The organism is Azospirillum sp. TSH58 (assembly GCF_003119115.1).
In the GTDB taxonomy this organism is placed as follows: domain Bacteria; phylum Pseudomonadota; class Alphaproteobacteria; order Azospirillales; family Azospirillaceae; genus Azospirillum.
The window spans coordinates 1-16,069 of record NZ_CP022366.1 but is presented as its reverse complement, the minus strand read 5'-3'; the positions used below and the strand labels follow the sequence as shown (position 1 = coordinate 16,069).

The 16,069-nt window shown below is 68.4% G+C and carries 13 protein-coding genes and 3 pseudogenes; 6 read left to right on the top strand and 10 right to left on the bottom strand.

Annotation, left to right across the window (positions count from 1 at the left end):
• Positions 1–35: 35 nt before the first annotated feature.
• The 3 genes from TSH58p_RS18725 to TSH58p_RS18710 form a co-directional block, all read right to left on the bottom strand.
• Positions 36–1,559 (bottom strand): UxaA family hydrolase, encoded by a 1,524-nt coding sequence (locus tag TSH58p_RS18725; RefSeq protein WP_109071536.1) that lies wholly within the window; start codon positions 1,557–1,559, stop codon positions 36–38.
• Positions 1,560–1,727: 168 nt separating this feature from the next.
• Positions 1,728–3,131 (bottom strand): glucuronate isomerase, encoded by a 1,404-nt coding sequence (gene uxaC, locus TSH58p_RS18720; protein ID WP_109469334.1) that lies wholly within the window; start codon positions 3,129–3,131, stop codon positions 1,728–1,730.
• A gap of 206 nt (positions 3,132–3,337) precedes the next feature.
• Positions 3,338–3,772: a methylglyoxal synthase gene (locus tag TSH58p_RS18710; RefSeq protein WP_109469332.1), complete on the bottom strand. Its 435-nt coding sequence runs from the start codon at positions 3,770–3,772 to the stop codon at positions 3,338–3,340.
• 260 nt (positions 3,773–4,032) lie between these two features.
• On the opposite strand from TSH58p_RS18710, the gene TSH58p_RS18705 reads away from it, so the two are divergent.
• Positions 4,033–4,839 (top strand): GntR family transcriptional regulator, encoded by an 807-nt coding sequence (locus TSH58p_RS18705; protein ID WP_109469331.1) that lies wholly within the window; start codon positions 4,033–4,035, stop codon positions 4,837–4,839.
• Between the two features lie 96 nt (positions 4,840–4,935).
• A complete protein-coding gene (mgrA, locus tag TSH58p_RS18700) occupies positions 4,936–5,976 on the top strand; it encodes an L-glyceraldehyde 3-phosphate reductase (protein ID WP_109469330.1) in 1,041 nt (346 codons plus the stop codon).
• A 73-nt stretch (positions 5,977–6,049) separates the two neighbouring features.
• On the opposite strand, the pseudogene TSH58p_RS18695 reads toward mgrA, so the two are convergent.
• From TSH58p_RS18695 to TSH58p_RS18670, 6 genes and pseudogenes are all read right to left on the bottom strand, one after another.
• Positions 6,050–7,332, bottom strand: a pseudogene (locus TSH58p_RS18695) (TRAP transporter large permease).
• Positions 7,323–7,862, bottom strand: a complete 540-nt coding sequence (locus TSH58p_RS18690) for a TRAP transporter small permease (RefSeq protein ID WP_109469329.1) — start codon at positions 7,860–7,862, stop codon at positions 7,323–7,325. Before TSH58p_RS18690 ends, TSH58p_RS18695 begins: the two are co-directional and overlap by 10 nt.
• Before the next feature lie 73 nt (positions 7,863–7,935).
• Positions 7,936–8,923: pseudogene (locus TSH58p_RS18685) on the bottom strand (TRAP transporter substrate-binding protein).
• A 130-nt stretch (positions 8,924–9,053) separates the two neighbouring features.
• Positions 9,054–9,389: a cupin domain-containing protein gene (locus TSH58p_RS18680; protein WP_109469328.1), complete on the bottom strand. Its 336-nt coding sequence runs from the start codon at positions 9,387–9,389 to the stop codon at positions 9,054–9,056.
• A gap of 34 nt (positions 9,390–9,423) precedes the next feature.
• On the bottom strand, positions 9,424–10,182 hold the full coding sequence (gene kduD, locus TSH58p_RS18675) for a 2-dehydro-3-deoxy-D-gluconate 5-dehydrogenase KduD (protein ID WP_109469327.1): 759 nt from the start codon (positions 10,180–10,182) through the stop codon (positions 9,424–9,426).
• Positions 10,179–10,991 (bottom strand): GntR family transcriptional regulator, encoded by an 813-nt coding sequence (locus TSH58p_RS18670; RefSeq protein ID WP_109469326.1) that lies wholly within the window; start codon positions 10,989–10,991, stop codon positions 10,179–10,181. Before TSH58p_RS18670 ends, kduD begins: the two co-directional genes overlap by 4 nt.
• A 384-nt stretch (positions 10,992–11,375) precedes the next feature.
• Between TSH58p_RS18670 and TSH58p_RS18665 the strand changes: the two genes are divergently transcribed.
• The 4 genes from TSH58p_RS18665 (at position 11,376) to TSH58p_RS34120 (ending at position 13,643) form a co-directional block, all read left to right on the top strand.
• Positions 11,376–12,221, top strand: coding sequence for a bifunctional 2-polyprenyl-6-hydroxyphenol methylase/3-demethylubiquinol 3-O-methyltransferase UbiG (locus TSH58p_RS18665; RefSeq protein WP_109469325.1), 846 nt, complete (start codon positions 11,376–11,378; stop codon positions 12,219–12,221).
• A gap of 205 nt (positions 12,222–12,426) precedes the next feature.
• A complete protein-coding gene (locus TSH58p_RS34130; RefSeq protein ID WP_247895542.1) occupies positions 12,427–12,879 on the top strand; it encodes a hypothetical protein in 453 nt (150 codons plus the stop codon).
• Positions 12,819–13,289 (top strand): S9 family peptidase, encoded by a 471-nt coding sequence (locus TSH58p_RS34125; RefSeq protein ID WP_247895541.1) that lies wholly within the window; start codon positions 12,819–12,821, stop codon positions 13,287–13,289. The genes TSH58p_RS34130 and TSH58p_RS34125 overlap by 61 nt, the downstream gene beginning before the upstream one ends.
• A 69-nt stretch (positions 13,290–13,358) precedes the next feature.
• Positions 13,359–13,643: a hypothetical protein gene (locus tag TSH58p_RS34120; protein WP_247895540.1), complete on the top strand. Its 285-nt coding sequence runs from the start codon at positions 13,359–13,361 to the stop codon at positions 13,641–13,643.
• A gap of 19 nt (positions 13,644–13,662) precedes the next feature.
• On the opposite strand, the pseudogene TSH58p_RS18655 reads toward TSH58p_RS34120, so the two are convergent.
• A pseudogene (locus TSH58p_RS18655) lies at positions 13,663–15,478 on the bottom strand (IlvD/Edd family dehydratase).
• Positions 15,479–16,069: the final 591 nt, after the last annotated feature.

Here is a 16,069-nt window from a genome sequence, read left to right as displayed (position 1 = left end):
TACTAGTATATCACTCTGAGCGCAAGCCCTTTCGCTCACATGACGGCGCCCATCTGCCAGGGCGTGAATTCGTCGGAGCCGAAGCCCAGCTCCTCGCTCTTGGTCTTCCGGCCCGACGCGGTGTCGAGGATGAGCTGGAAGATCGCCCGCCCGACCTCCTCGATGGTGGCGTCGCCGGTGGCGATGGGGCCGCAGTCGATGTCCATGTCATCGGGCATCTTGCGGAACAGCGGCGTGTTGGTGGCGAGCTTCAGCGAGGGCGTCGGCTTGCAGCCGAAGACGGAGCCGCGGCCCGTGGTGAAGCACAGCACGTTGGCGCCGCCCGCCACCTGTCCCGTGGCCGACACCGGGTCGTAGCCCGGCGTGTCCATGAAGACGAGGCCCGGCCCGGTGATCGGCTCGGCGTAGCGGACCACCTCGACGAGGTTGGTCGTGCCGGCCTTGGCGACCGCGCCCAGCGACTTCTCCAGGATGGTGGTCAGGCCGCCCTTCTTGTTGCCGGGCGACGGGTTGTTGTTCATCTCGCCGCCGGTGCGGCTGGTGTAGTCCTCCCACCAGCGGATGCGCTCGACCAGCGTCTCGCCGACCGCCGGGCTGACGGCGCGGCGGGTCAGCAGATGCTCGGCGCCGTAGACCTCCGGCGTCTCGCTCAGCACCGCGGTGCCGCCGTTGCGGATCAGCAGATCGACGGCGTGGCCCAGCGCCGGGTTGGCGGTGATGCCCGAATAGCCGTCCGACCCGCCGCATTGCAGCGCCAGGATCAGGTGGCTGGCCGGCACGGTCTCGCGCCTCACGTCGTTGACGCGGGGCAGCAGCGCGCGGATGCGCTCCACGCTCGCCCGCACGGTGGCGGCGGTGCCGCCGCTGTCCTGGATCGCCAGCGTCTGCAGCGTGTCGCCGACGGTCAGCCCCTCGACCTCGACCAGCTTGTCGATCTGGTTCACCTCGCAGCCGAGGCCGAGCACGAGCACGGCGGCGAAGTTCGGGTGGCGGGCGTAGCCGGCGATGGTCCGGCGCAGCGCGTCGATGGCGTCGCCCTGGGAGCCCATGCCGCAGCCGTAGGCGTGGGTCAGCGCGACCACCCCGTCGATGTTGGGGTAGGCGGCCAGCGCGTCGCCGCGGAACTGGTCGGCGATCATCCGCGCGGCGGTGGCCGAGCAGTTCACCGTGGTCAGGATGCCGATGTAGTTGCGGGTCGCCACGCGACCGTCCGGACGGACGATGCCCTGGAAGGTGGCGCGTTCGGCCTCCGGGAGGAGGTCGGTGGGGTGAACGTCGGCGCCGAAGGCGTAGTCGCGCTCGAAGCTGTCGCCCACGCCGATGTTGTGGACATGGACATGGTCGCCCGGCGCGATGGGGGCGGTCGCGAAGCCGATGACCTGGTTGTACTTGCGCACCGGCTCGCCGACCGCGATGGCCTGCACCGCGACCTTGTGGCCGGAGGGGATCGTGGTCCGGGCGACGACGTCGGTGTCGGGCAGGGGAGTGCCCTCCGGCAGGTCGGCTCCGGCAACGACGACGTTGTCCGCGGGATGCAGGCGGATGGTCAGCGATGCCATCGGGATTCCTTTCACTCCTTAATGTTCCCTCTCCCCTCTGGGGAGAGGGTTAGGGTGAGGGGGCGCCCGTCAGGGCGTTCACGCACGGCAATCAGTGTGCGTTGTCGGCCTGCGGCCGCCCCCTCATCCCACCCCTTCTCCCCAGAGGGGAGAAGGGCAAATCCAACGTCAGAGCTTGTAGGCCTTCTTGGCGAGGGTGTAGGCGAGATCCACCGCCAGCTCCGCGGCCTCGTCCTCCTCCAGCCGGTGCTCGGCGACGAGCCGGGCCAGGAAGGCGCAGTCGACGCGGCGGGCCACGTCGTGGCGGGCCGGGATGGAGCAGAAGGCGCGCGTGTCGTCGTTGAAGCCGACCGTATTGTAGAAGCCGGCCGTCTCCGTGATCATCTCGCGGTAGCGGCGCATGCCTTCGGGGCTGTCGTGGAACCACCAGGCCGGGCCGACGCGCAGCGCCGGGTAATGGCCGGCCAGCGGCGCCAGCTCGCGGGCGTAGCTGGTCTCATCCAGCGTGAACAGGATGATGGTCAGGTCGCGCTCGTTGCCGACGCGGTCGAGCAGCGGCTTCAGCGCCCGCACATACTCGGTGCCGGTCGGGATGTCGGCGCCCTTGTCGCGGCCGAAGCGCTCGAAGACGCCCGGGTTGTGGTTGCGGAAGCTGCCGGGGTGGATCTGCATGACCAGCCCGTCGTCCAGGCTCATCTTGGCCATCTCGGTCAGCATCTGGCCGCGGAAGATCTCCGCCTCGGCCGCCGTGATGGTGCCGCGCAGCGCCTTCTCGAACAGCCGCTCGGCGTCGGCGTCCGACAGGTCGGCGGTGGTCGCCGTGGCGTGGCCGTGGTCGGTCGAGGTGGCGCCGCCGACCTCCTTGAAATATTGGCGGCGGTTGCGCAGGGCGGCGAGGTAGCCGGCCCAGGTCGCGGTGTTCTCACCGGACAGCGCGCCCAGCGTCTCGACATTGGCCTGGAAGCCCTCGAACTCCGGATCGACGACCGGGTCGGGGCGGAAGGCGGTGATGACGCGGCCCTTCCAGCCGCTCTCGCGGATGGCGCGGTGATGCTCCAGCGTGTCGAGCGGCGACTCGGTGGTCGCCAGCAGCTCGATGTTGAAGCGCTCGAACAGGGCGCGCGGCAGGAAGTCCGGCTTCTGCAGGCAGGCGTCGATCTGGTCGAAGATGCGGTCGGCGCTGGCCCCGCTCAGCCGCTCCGTCACGCCGAACACCGTCTCGAAGGCGTGGTCCAGCCACATGCGCGTCGGGGTGCCGCGGAACAGGTGCCAGTTCTGCGCCAGCTGGCGCCAGATCTTGCGGGGATCGCTCTCCACCGCCCCGCCGTCCTTGCGCGGCACGCCCAGGCTCTCCATCGTCACGCCCTGGCTGTAGAGCATGCGGAAGGCGTAATGGTCGGGCACCACGAACAGCGACGCCGGGTTCGGGAACGCCTCGTTCTTGGCGAACCAGGACGGGTCGGTGTGGCCGTGCGGGCTGATGATCGGCAGGTGGCCCACCTCCGCGTACAGCCGGCGCGCGATGTCGCGCTGCGTGGGATCGCTGGGGAAGAGGCGGTCGGGGTGGAGCATCGTTCATCTCCGGAAAGAGGGATGCCGGACCGGGGTCCGGTGCCCATTTGAATGGGTGGTTCGGGTGTGGCGCCCTGTGCGGCGCCGGTCATGCCCCGCATGACGGAATATATTAATATATCAGTTCCGGATGCAAGGACTTTGTGCGTCCCGCCCACAATTCTGTCGGCGGGACGCGCAATTCAAGAGGTGGTCAAGAGGGCCGGTCAGAGGCTGCGCGAATTGTGGGCGGCGAAGTCCACGGCCCGCGGGCGGTAGCCGCTGGTGAAGAGGGGGGAGGATATCACCATGTCGGCGGTCGCCTCGTTGCAGGCCATCGGGATGTTGTAGAGCGTGGCGAGGCGGGTCAGCGCCTTCACGTCCACGTCGTGGGGCTGGGCGGTCATCGGGTCGACGAAGAAGACGAGCAGGTCGATCCGGCCCTCCGCGATCATCGCGCCGATCTGCTGGTCGCCGCCCAGCGGGCCGCTCTTCAGCGAGGTGATGTCCAACTGGGGATGGGCCTCGCGGACCAGCCGGCCGGTGGTTCCGGTGGACCAGAAGACGTTGCCCTCCAGCGCGCGGATGTTGGCGCCGAGCCAGCCGATCAGGTCGGGCTTGCGGGCGTCGTGGGCGACGAGGGCGATGCGTTTGCGGTCCACGGTGACGGTCCTTGCGGCTGTGCGCTCCGCGGTGGAGCTTTCTTCAATATACTAGTATACTGATGGACGGCGCAACGCGCTTCCCGGTGGGACAAACTGGCGCGGAACCGGGGCGCCGCGCGGGGCCATGGCGTTTGACCCACCCCGCCGGGTATTAGTATATTGCGATGAAGGGCGGACCGTCTGCGGCGTGAACCAGTGGGTTCGATGCCGGCATTCCGAAGATCCGGCGCCCTGAATCGTCCTGGCAGGAGCGGGTGTTGAAAAAGGCGGCGCAGACATCGACGGCGGATTCATCGACGGCGGATTCGGAACAGGCCGAGGGCGTCAAGACGCGGACCCGGCGCCGCACGGCGGCGGCGGTCGCCCGTCCGGCCCAGCGCGGCACCACCGTGGCCGCGACGATCTACCGTGACCTGCGCAACGAGATCGTCTCGCTCCGCCGCAAGCCGGGCGAGCCGGTCGCGGAGAAGGTGATCGCCCAGGATTACGGCGTCAGCCGCACCCCGGTGCGCGAGGCCGTGCTGCGTCTGGCGGACGAGGGGCTGATCGAGATCTTCCCGCAGTCGGGCACCTTCGTCTCCCGCATCCCGCTGGGCGCCCTGCCGGAAGCCATCGCCATCCGCAAGGCGCTGGAGGAGGCGACCGTCCGCTACGCCGCCAAGCGCGCCACCCGCAGCCAGATCGCCAAGCTGCGCGCCAACCTGGAACTCCAGCGCGAGATGGAGGCCGCCCAGAATTTCGAAGGCTTCCATCAGGCCGACGAGACCTTTCACGCGCTGCTGGCGGAGACCGCCGGCTATCCCGGATTCTGGAACCTGACGCAGCAGGTGAAGGTGCAGGTCGACCGTTACCGCCTGCTGACCCTGCCGGTGCTCGGCCGCGTGCCGGACGTGATCGCCGAGCATTCGGTCATCATCGAGGCCATCGCCAACAACGACCCGGAGGCGGCGGCGAAGGCCATCGACCTGCATCTGGACTATCTCCAGGTCACCATCGCCGACGCGCAGAAGGCCAACCCGCTCTATTTCACCGCCCCCTCGGAGGACGAGGCCGAGCCGGTCTGAAGGCTGTTCTGCGCTCTTGGCTTTGGATCGCGGCTGATTTCTAATATATCAGTCACGATCCCTCCCAACACCGCGCAAGACAGCCAGGAGACCGCGATGCAATCGCTCTACCGCGCCGATCCGGCCCGCTACACCGCCATGACCTACCGCCGCAGCGGGCGGAGCGGGCTCGACCTGCCGGCCATTTCGCTGGGGCTGTGGCAGAATTTCGGCGGCACCGACGTCTTCGAGACCGGGCGCGCCGTGCTGCGCCGGGCCTTCGACCGCGGCGTCACCCATTTCGACCTCGCCAACAACTACGGCCCGCCGCCGGGCTCGGCGGAGGAGAATTTCGGGCGCGTCCTGGCGACCGACTTCAAGGCCCACCGCGACGAGCTGATCGTCTCCACCAAGGCCGGCTACGACATGTGGCCCGGCCCCTACGGCAGCTGGGGCTCGCGCAAGTACCTGACGGCCAGCCTGGACCAGAGCCTCAAGCGGATGGGGCTCGACTATGTGGACATCTTCTATTCGCACCGCGTCGATCCGCGCACCCCGCTGGAGGAGACGATGGGCGCGCTCGACCACGCCGTGCGGCAGGGCAAGGCGCTCTATGTCGGCATCTCCTCCTACTCGCCGGAGATGACCCGGCGGGCGGCGGCGATCCTCAAGGACCTCGGCACGCCCTGCCTGATCCACCAGCCGTCCTATTCGATGCTGAACCGCTGGATCGAGGGCGGGCTGCTCGACGCGCTGGAGGAGACCGGGATCGGCTGCATCGCCTTCTCGCCGCTGGCCCAGGGCATGCTGACCACCAAGTACCTGAACGGCCAGCCGACCGACGCCCGCGCGGCCAAGGGCGGCACGCTGAAGGCGCACTTCCTGTCGCCGGAGAATCTGGAGCGCGTGCGCGCCCTGGACGCCATCGCCACGCGGCGCGGCCAGACGCTGGCCCAGATGGCCATCGCCTGGGTGCTGCGTGACCCGCGCGTGACCTCCGCCCTGGTCGGCGCCCGCAACGTCGAGCAGCTCGACAACTCGCTCGACGCGCTGAAGAACACCGCCTTCACGCCGGAGGAACTGGCCGAGATCGACCGTCACGCCGTCGATGGCGGGCTGAACCTGTGGCAGAACTCCTCGAACGCCGAAGCCGGCTGATCCGCCGGAAGCCGACATGAAAAGGGCCGTGCCGGGGATGCCGGCGCGGCCCTTTTTCATGACCCTGTGTGCCTCAGCGCATGAGGAGGTGGGGGAGCCAGAGGGAGAAGGCTGGGACGTAGGTGACGAGGAGGAGGGTGACGAAGAGGGCGCCGTAGAAGGGGAGGATGGAGCGCATGACCTGGCCTACGGAGATCTCGCCGATGGCGCAGCCGATGAACTGGGTGGTGCCGACCGGCGGGGTGTTGAGGCCGAGCGCGCAGTTGATCAGCATGACGATGCCGAACTGCACCGGGTCCATGCCGTACTGCATGGCGATGGGCAGGAAGATCGGCGTGCAGATCAGGATCGTGCTCGCCATGTCCATGAAGGTGCCGAGCAGGAACAGGATGATGTTGATCAGCAGGAAGATGACCAGCGGGTTGGTCGAGATGCCGGCCATCAGCTCGCCGGTGATCTCGGCCACCTGATAGAGGCCCATGATGTACTGGAACATCGTGGAGACGCCGATCAGCAGCAGGACGACGCCGGTCGTCTTGACCGTCTTGGCGGCGGCGGCCAGGAAATGGTCCCAGGTCAGCGTGCGGTAGACGAAGGTGGTGAGCAGCAGCGCGTAGATCACCGCGATGGAGGCGGACTCGGTGGCGGTGAAGACGCCCGAGGTGATGCCGGCCAGGATGATCACGACGATGAGCAGGCCGGGCGCCGCGGCGGCGAAGGAGCGGCCCAGGATGGACCAGCCGGGGAAGGTGCCGGGGGGGTAGCCGCGCTTGACCGCGACGTAGTAGGCGGCACCCAGGTTGCAGACCATCAGCAGCAGGGCGGGGACGATGCCGGCGGCGATCAGCGCGCCGATGGAGGCTTTGCCGCCGGCGGCCAGCGCGTAGATGATCATGTTGTGGCTGGTCGGCATCAGCGCGCCGACCAGCGCGGCGTGGGTGGTCACGTTGACGGCGTAGTCGGCGTGGTAGCCTTCGCGCTTCATCATCGGGATCATCACCGCACCCATGGCCGAGACGTCGGCGACGGGGGAGCCGGCGACGCCGCCGAACAGGGTGCAGGCGACGACGTTGGACATGCCGAGGCCGCCGCGGATGTGGCCGACCATGTTCTTGGCGGTGGCGACGATCTTGTCGGCGACGCCGCCGTGGAGCATCAGCTCGCCGGAGAAGACGAAGAACGGGATGGCGAGGAAGGAGAAGACGTTCATGCCGGACATCATCTGCTGGAAGATGACGGCGACGGGGAGGCCTTCGTAGAGGATGGTGCAGAGCGCGACAGGCCGATGGCGAAGGCGACCGGGATGCCCAGGACGAGGAAGCCGAAGAAGGTGACGGCGAGAATGGTCAGTTCCATGACGGCGCGACCTCCTCGCCGCGGATGATGGCGACGATGTGCTCGATCGAGAAGAGCACGATCAGGACGCCCGAAAGCACGAGCGGGATGTAGCGGACGGCTTCGGAGACGTGCAGGTTGGGGATGTAGTAGGCGGCGACGGAATTGCCGAGCACCCAGCCGTTGTAGGCCATGCAGGCGCCGAAGACGCCGACGAGGGCGTAGATGACGATCTCGACCTTGCGGCGGATGACGTCGGGCAGCATGACGAGGAAGGATTCCAGGCCGATGTGTCCGGCGTCGCGGACGCCGACGGCGGCGCCGATGAGGGTGACGTAGAGGACCAGCACGATGGCCAGGCTCTCCGCCCAGGTCGGCGAATCGTTCAGCACGTAGCGGCCGAAGACCTGATAGAACACCACCCCGACGATGGCCATCAGGCCGACCATCGCCACGCACATCCCCGACCGCGCCAGCCGCGCGTTCACCCGCGTGAGCAGGCCCGCGCTCTGCGGGGGGCTGTGGTCCATTGCTTGCAGCTCGATTTCCATGCCGCCGGCTCCCCTCAAAGGACGCGGCGCCGCCCTTCGGTCGGCCGAAGGGAAGCGCCGCGTTCGACTGTGCTTACTTCGTGTCCTGGATGCGCTTCACGAGGCCGTCCAGCTTCGGCGTGCTCGCGAACTGCTTGTAGACGGGAGCCATCGCGTCGATGAACTCCTGCTTGTTCGTAACCTCGACGATCTGGGCGCCGGCCTTCAGGACCACGTCCTTGGACTTCTGCTCACGCTCGTCCCACAGCTTGCGCATGTAGGGGACGGAGTCCTTGGCGGCCTTGCGGATGGCGGCCTGGTCGTCCTTCGACAGGCGGTCCCACGAGACCTTGGAGAAGACCAGCACTTCCGGCGCCATCGCGTGCTCGGTCAGGGTGAAGTACTTGGCGGCCTCGAAGTGGCGCGAGGACTCGTAGGACGGGTAGTTGTTCTCCGCCGCGTCGACGATGCCGGTCTTCAGCGCGGTGTAGACCTCGCCGAAGGGCATCGGCGTGGCGTTGGCGCCCAGCGCCTGGATCATGGCGACGAACAGGTCGGACTGCTGGACGCGGATCTTGGCGCCCTTCATGTCGGCCAGCGTCTTGTAGGGCTTGGCGGCCGAATACATGCTGCGCGAGCCGCTGTCGTAGAAGGCGAGGCCGATCATGCCCTGGCTTTCCATGGCGGCGAGGATCTCGTCGCCGATCGGGCCGTCCAGCACGGCGCGCATGTGCTCGGTGGAGCGGAAGATGAAGGGCAGGGCCGTGACCATCGTCTCCGGACGACGTTGTTCAGCGGCGCGACGTTGATGCGCATCATGTCGAGCCGCCGATCTTCAGCTGCTCGATGGTGTCCTTCTCGGTGCCGAGCGCGCCGTTCGGGTAGACCTTCACGCCGAGCTTGCCGCCGGTCCGCTCCTTCAGGAGCTTGTCGACGTACTTCACGGCCTCGACGGTCGGGTAGTCGGCCGGGTGGATGTCCGCGGAGCGGAAATCGCGGGCCACGACCGGGGTGGCGAGCAGGGTGCAGGCCGCGCAGGCGGCGAGAAGGGCGGCGCGGATACCGCGGGTCGAAAGATGCATAGCGTGTCCTCCTGGCGATTCTTAAGCAGCGGTTTTTAGGCTGGTTCTTTGGTTTGGACGGTCGGGTCCGGGAGCCGCCCGGCGCGTGTTCCCGCGCGCCGGCCAGCGGGTGATGGTCGGTGGTGATCCGTCAGGCGAGGAAGTCCTCGCGCGGGGGCGTGAAGATGTCGAGCAGGACGCCCGGCTCCAGCGCCACGACGCCGTGCAGGGCGTTGGACGGCACCATGTAGCCGTCGCCGGTGCCGAGCCGCCGGGTGACGCCTTCGATGGTGACGTCGAAGGAGCCCTTCTCGACCACGGCGCACTGGACGTGCGGGTGGCGGTGCTGCGGCCCGATGGCGCCGGTCTCGAACTCCACGCGCACCATCATCATGGCGTCGTTGTGGCCGAGGATCTTGCGGCGCACCCCGGCGCCCAGGTCCTGCCACGCCACCGCCTCGTCGATCACGAAAACGTCCGTGCTCATCCTCGTCTTCCCCTTACTAGTGCAAGCCAACCCGTCAGCGGGCGAGCCAGCCGCCGTCCACCGGCAGGATCGTGCCGTGGACGTAATCGGACGCATCGGAGGCCAGGAACACCGCGGGTCCGCCCATGTCGGCGGGCTCGCTCCAGCGTCCGGCGGGGATGCGGGCCAGAATTTCGGCGTTGCGGCGCTCGTCGGCGCGCAGCGCGGTGGTGACGCTGGTCGCGACGTAGCCCGGCGCGATGGCGTTCACATTGATGCCCTTGCCCGCCCATTCGTTGGCGAGCAGGCGGGTGATGCCCGCGATGCCGCTCTTCGACGCCGCGTAGGAAGGCACGCGGATGCCGCCCTGGAAGGACAGCATGGAGGCGATGTTGATGATCTTGCCCTTCCGCCCGTTGCCCAGCGCGTAGCGCCCGAAGGCCTGGCAGAGGAAGAAGACCGACTTCAGGTTCACGTCCAGAACGGCGTCCCAGTCGGCCTCGGTGAAGTCCAGCGGGTCGTCGCGGCGGATCAGGCCGGCGTTGTTGACCAGGATGTCCAGCCCGCCGAGCGTGCCGACCGTCTCCTCCATCACCGCGGGGATCGGGGCGATGCTGGACAGGTCGGCGGGGATCGCGGCGAAGCGGCGGCCCAGCCCCTCGACCAGGGCGCGCGTCTCGTCCGGCGGGGTGCGCCCGGCGACCGCGATGTCGGCGCCGGCCCGCGCCAGGGCGACGGCGATGGCCTGCCCGATGCCGCCGTTGCCCCCGGTGACCAGGGCGGTCCTTCCGGTGAGGTCGAAGGGGTTGGTCATGACGGGGTGCTTTCTTTCTTCGTCTTCGACGGGCTGTCCGGCTGCACGCCGGAGAAGAAGAAGGGGTTGGCCCCCTGGGTGTTCGGAACGGATTCCAGCAGCGCGCCGAGATGGATGGTCATCAGCCGCTCCGCCTCGGCCGGGTCGCGCGCCGCGATGGCGTCGACGATGCCGCCGTGCTCGGCCAGGACATGCGGGATGCGGCCCGGCTCCGGCAGGGTCAGGCGGCGGTAGCGGTCCACCTGCATCTTCACCTGCTGGGCCATGTTCCACAGGCCGGGGAAGCCGGCGATCTCGGAAATCAGGCGGTGGAACTCCTCGTCGGCCTCGTGGAAACCGTCGAGATCGCCCGCCGCCATGGTCTCCTGCTGGAGCAGGATGTTGGCCCGCAGCGCTGCGATCTGGCTGCGCGCGGCACGGACGGCGGCGTAGCGGACCGCGGTGCATTCCAGCGAGGTGCGGATCACCACCGCTTCGGGCAGGGCGTTGACCGGGATGCGGGCGACGAAGGTGCCGGATTGCGGGAAGATCTCGACCAGCCCGTCGTCGGCCAGCCGCAGCAGGGCCTCGCGCACCGGGGTGCGGCTGACGCCGAAGGACTCCGCGACGTGCTTCTCCACGATGGGCTCCCCCGGCTTGCGCCGCATGGCCACGATGTCCCCGCGCAGCGACCGGTAGATCTCCGCGGTGGCCGTCGCGCGGGCGGACAGGCGCGGTTCCTTGGCGGTTCCGAGCGTCTTTCCGGGCACGGTCCCCGATGCGGTTCCGGGCGTTTGGGCATCCAGGGCGGGCCTGGAGGTCGAAGCCATTGCGGTCCTCCCATATGCCGGCCCGTGCCCCATCCGGGGCCGTTCCGTGCTGTTCCTTGAGGAAGAGCATATTAATATATCAGCGTGCCGCGCAAGCCTGATTTTGAGGAAGGGGCGAACATTTTTCCGGAGGGAGGGGAAACGGTGGTGTCGAAGAGTTTCGCCAGCACGGGTGGTAACGGCCGTTGAGCATCCGAAGCGATTCGCGGATGGTGGGGGTGCCGGAGGCGTCGCCCCCATGTGTCCGCTTCGCGCTGGATTGGAAATGAGGGGGGGCACCCACCAACACCGATGGACCCGTCGCGAAACGGCGCCGGCCTCCGATGTTGCGGCAGGAGGTGGTGTGTGTTTGCGTGGTGTTTGCCTGGAGACGAGAGAATATTCATGCCGCATGAAATGCACGAGGCCAATCGCAGGTCCTGGAACGCAGCGACCGTTGCGCATAACAGCCACAAAGGCGATCAGGCCGATTTCTTTAGGAATGGCGGCAGTACCCTCTACAATGAGGAATTGACTTTGCTTGGCGACATTGCGGGCGTCGATCTCCTGCACCTTCAGTGCAACGCTGGTCAGGACAGCCTGAGTCTTGCGAATCTTGGCGCCAGGGTGACGGGCGTCGATATCTCCGACGAGGCCATCGATTTCGCCTCCCGGCTTTCCGACGAAAGCGGCATTCCCGCCCGCTTCGAGCGCGAGGATCTGTTCGCATGGTTCGAGCAATCGGCCAGAGACGGGCGGACCTTCGATCGGGTTTTCGCCTCCTACGGGACCATATGCTGGTTGTCGGACATCGACACGTGGGCGCGGGGCATCTCTTCGGTGCTCAGGCCGGGAGGGAAATTCGTCCTTGTGGAATTCCACCCCTACGCCATGGTTTTCGATGAGCAATGGCAGCCGCACTACGATTACTTCAGAACCGAGCCCATCAAGGAGCCCGGGGTGGGCGATTACGTGGCGGAGTCGGGAGAAGGTCTGGCTCTTGAAGGGTATCAGACCGGAATTGAGAACTTCGTCAATCCGCACCCCTGTTTTGAGTTCTATTGGGGAATCGGCGACGTCGTGTCGGCGCTCATCCGTGCCGGACTGACTCTCGACCGGTTGGTCGAGTATCCCTATTCAAACGGTTGGCGTGGTTTCGAGGGCATGCGTGCGCTTGATGGCAAGCGCTGGGTGCCGCCGGAGACGATGCCCAGCCTTCCTCTCATGTATGGTGTCGCTGCAAGCAAATGACAGGGCGCCCGCCGTTTCGGAGCGGAAGCGGCTTCCAGGCCGTCATGGGAAGGCGGCTTGCGAGGGTCGCCGCGCGAATGCGCCGTCACGCCACGGCCGTTCGGGCGTCTCACCTTCTGCGCGGTGGCGGGCTGGCGTTGGCGGGGCGACAATTGGGGGTTGCCGGGGCTTCGTGAACCGGCCGGCGGGACTGGGGAGGACAGCCGTGAGCACCCTCTTTCGCGACGCTCTGCACGAGGATTTCGGCACCTGGCCCGTCGCCTACATCCCCTACGGCGGGGCCGATTTCGGCGAGATCAGGGCGGTGGCGGAGGCCATCGGCGACGGCGACGACGGCGCTTACTACGACGCCTGGACCGCGGCGGGCGACCGGCTGGCGCACGAGGCCGATGCCGCTCTGGCCAAGGGGCGCAAGGCGACCGCCCGTGCCCTCTATCTGCGTGCGAGCGCCTTTTACAACGCCTCGTTCCACCCGCTCTACGGCGCGCCCGTCGATCCGCGGCTGATCGCCGCGTTCCGTAAGGGGACGGCGGCGCTGGACAAGGGGCTTTCGCTCGGGCCACGCCCGGCCATCCCGCTGGCCATTCCTTCGGCGCGATGGCGCTGCCCGGCCGCTTCATCCCGGCGGAGGGCTTCGAGACCCGGGTCCGCCCGCTGATCGTCTTCACCAACGGCTACGACGCCACCATCACCGACCTGTATTTCGCGTCGGCGGTGGCGGCCTCGCGGCGGGGCTATCACTGCCTGCTGTTCGACGGCCCCGGCCAGGGGGCCATGCTCTACGAGCACAACGTTCCGCTGCGGCCGGACTGGGAAACGGTGATCGGGGCGGTGGTCGATTTCGCCGAGACCCTGCCGCTCGTCGACGCGGCGCGCATCGCGCTCAGCGGCTGGAGCCTGGGCGGGCATCTCGCCCCGCGCGGCGCGTCGGGCGAACCGCGCATCGCGGCGCTGATCGCCGATCCCGGAACCTGGAGCATCGCCGACGGCTTCCGCGACGTGGTGGTGCACACGCTCGGCGTCGCGCCGGAGGAGGCGGCCGACCTCGGCGCCCTGACCAGGCCGTGATCGACCGCATGGACGCCTTCATCCGCAGCCACCGCCAACTGAACTGGAAGTCGTGCAGCGCGCTTCTGGGTGCACGGCGTCGCGGACCTGCGCTCCTACCTCGCCTCGGCGGAGCAATTCACCATGCGCGGGCGGGCGCATCTCATCGCCTGCCCCACCCTGATCACCCAGGCGGAGGGTGACGCCCTGTCGGCCGGCGCGGGCGCCTTCTTCGACGCGCTCGGCGCCCCGAAGACGCTGATGCGCTTCACCGCCGCCGAGGGCGCCGACGGCCATTGCGAGATGGGCAACCGCTCCCTCCTGAACCTCCGCGTTCTCGACTGGCTGGACGACCGGTTCGAGGTGGGAGGCTGAGCGCTTCCCGTCCTCCCGTTCAGTGGTTGTCGCGCGGGATGCCCATGGTCTGGGCGACGCGCTGGTACTTGACGGCGGGCTTCAGCACCATACCCTCGTCGAGCTGGTCGACGATGCCGCGCTGGATCTCCTGCCAGGGAGTCTGCGACGGCGGGATGGGTAGCCGCCGCGGCCTCCAGAGCGGCGCGGCGGTCGGCCAGTTCCCCTTCCGGAATCAGGATGTCGGCGCTGCCGCGGCGCAGGTCGATGCGAACCCGGTCGCCGCTGCGCAGCAGGGCCAGCCCGCCGCCCGCCGCCGCCTCCGGCGAGGCGTTGAGGATGGAGGGCGAGCCCGAGGTGCCGGACTGGCGGCCGTCGCCGATGCAGGGAAGGGAATGGACACCCTGCTTGATCAGCGTGGCGGGGGGCCGCATGTTGACCACCTCCGCCGCCCCCGGATAGCCGATGGGCCGGTGCCGCGGATGACCAGGATGGTGTAGGCGTCGATGCCCAGGGCGGGGTCGTCGATGCTGTGATGGTAGTCCTCCGGCCCGTCGAAGACGACCACCTTGCCCTCGAACGCCTCCGGGTCCTGCGGTTGGACAGGTAGCGTTCGCGGAATTCGTCGGAGATGACGCTGGTCTTCATGATGGCCGCGCCGAACAGGTTGCCGCGCAGCACCACGAAGCCGGCGTTGGGCATCAGTGGCTCGTCGATGGGGTGGATCACCCGCGTGTCGAGGATCGGCTGCTGGCGGCAGTTCTCGCCGATGGTCCGGCCGTTGACGGTGGGCGCCCCCTCGCGGATCAGCCCCTTGCCCATCAGCTGGGCGACGACCGCGGGCACGCCGCCGGCGCGGTGGAAGTCCTCGCCCAGATACTCGCCGGCCGGCTGGAGGTTGACCAGCAGCGGCACGTCGTGCCCATGGGTCTGCCAGTCCTCCACCGTCAGCGGCACGCCGATGTGCTTGGCGATGGCGTTGATGTGGATCGGCGCGTTGGTCGAGCCGCCGATGGCGGAGTTGACGACGATGGCGTTGAGGAAGGCGTCGCGGGTCAGGATGTCGGACGGCTTGAGGTCCTCGCGGACCATCCCGACGATGCGCTTGCCGGTCTCGTAGGCGGCCTGCTGGCGCTCGCGGTGGGGCGGGGATGGCGGCGGAGCCGGGAAGCTGCATGCCCAGCACCTCGGCCAGCGAATTCATCGTGGAGGCCGTGCCCATCGTGTTGCAGTAGCCGGTCGAGGGGGCCGAGGAAGCCACCAGCTCGATGAAGCCCTGATAGTCGATCTCGCCGGCCGCCATCATCTGGCGCGCCTTCCACACGATGGTGCCCGAGCCGTGGCGCTCACCGCGGAACCAACCGTTCAGCATGGGGCCGACCGACAGGGCGATGGCCGGGATGTTCACGGTCGCCGCCGCCATCAGGCAGGCGGGGTCGTCTTGTCGCAGCCGATGGTCAGCACCACCCCGTCGAGCGGGTAGCCGTGCAGCACCTCGACGAGGCCGAGATAGGCGAGGTTGCGGTCGAGCGAGGCGGTGGGCCGCTTGCCGGTTTCCTGGATCGGGTGGACGGGGAACTCGATGGCGATGCCGCCGGCGGTGCGGATGCCCTCGCGCAGGCGTTCGGCCAGGACCAGATGGTGCCGGTTTGCAGGGGCTGAGATCGGAGCCGGTCTGGGCGATGCCGATGATCGGCGCCCGATTGCAGCTCCTCCCGCGTCAGCCCGAAATTCAGGTAACGCTCCAGATAGAGCGCGGTCATGTCGGGGTTGTCGGGGTTGTCGAACCACGCGCGCGACCGCAGCCGCCGGGCGGAACCGGACTCCGGTGGGGGGAGGGGTTTCGTATCGGGCATGTCGGCACCAATTCGGGTTGGGGGCGCGGACCGGGGCGGCCGGCGCCGGGGTCGTTCGGAGCCTCGTTCGGGCGTCGTCGGGAGTCGGCCGGGTGGCGTGCCCGGCGCTTTACCAGTGGAAGGCGTCGGTTGGTGCGCCAGCGCCCGACCAGACAGGCGTCCACCAGTTGCAGCGGACGGGCGTCGACGTCGCCGGCCGCGTCCGCGATCAGATGGCGGAAGCGGCGGTAGATGCCCTGGTACTCGGCGTCGGGCTCGGCCAGCACGGGCACGCCGTCCACGCTCAGCCGCGTGCCGCCATGGGTCAGGTCGAGCCGCCCACCCTCCGCTCCCCGTCCGTCTCGATGGCGATGGTCCAGGTCTGCTCGCCCTCCTGGAGGAAGTCGAAGGCGGCCGTCACTGTCCCGACGGCGGAGCCCGCAGCCCCCTCCATCCTCAGGGTGGCGGCGATGGGGGTGTCGCGGTTGGCGGGGACCCGCAGCTCGGCGTCGCGGACGACGACGGGTGCCGGCAGGATCTCGGTCAGGATCGACAGGGCGTTGATGCCCGGATCGAAGACGCCGAAGCCCCCCGCCGCGAAGATCCAATCCT

What these genes read in the sequence shown, in the direction of transcription:
- TSH58p_RS34125 (WP_247895541.1), top strand. Translation starts at nt 12,819, where the DNA reads ATGGCGCTGCCCGGCCGCTTCATCCCGGCGGAGGGCTTCGAGACCCGG.
- mgrA (WP_109469330.1), top strand. Translation starts at nt 4,936, where the DNA reads ATGCAATCGCTCTACCGCGCCGATCCGGCCCGCTACACCGCCATGACC.
- uxaC (WP_109469334.1), bottom strand. Translation starts at nt 3,131, where the DNA reads ATGCTCCACCCCGACCGCCTCTTCCCCAGCGATCCCACGCAGCGCGAC.
- TSH58p_RS18680 (WP_109469328.1), bottom strand. Translation starts at nt 9,389, where the DNA reads ATGAGCACGGACGTTTTCGTGATCGACGAGGCGGTGGCGTGGCAGGAC.
- TSH58p_RS18690 (WP_109469329.1), bottom strand. Translation starts at nt 7,862, where the DNA reads ATGGAAATCGAGCTGCAAGCAATGGACCACAGCCCCCCGCAGAGCGCG.
- kduD (WP_109469327.1), bottom strand. Translation starts at nt 10,182, where the DNA reads ATGACCAACCCCTTCGACCTCACCGGAAGGACCGCCCTGGTCACCGGG.
- TSH58p_RS18665 (WP_109469325.1), top strand. Translation starts at nt 11,376, where the DNA reads ATGCCGCATGAAATGCACGAGGCCAATCGCAGGTCCTGGAACGCAGCG.
- TSH58p_RS18725 (WP_109071536.1), bottom strand. Translation starts at nt 1,559, where the DNA reads ATGGCATCGCTGACCATCCGCCTGCATCCCGCGGACAACGTCGTCGTT.
- TSH58p_RS18670 (WP_109469326.1), bottom strand. Translation starts at nt 10,991, where the DNA reads ATGGCTTCGACCTCCAGGCCCGCCCTGGATGCCCAAACGCCCGGAACC.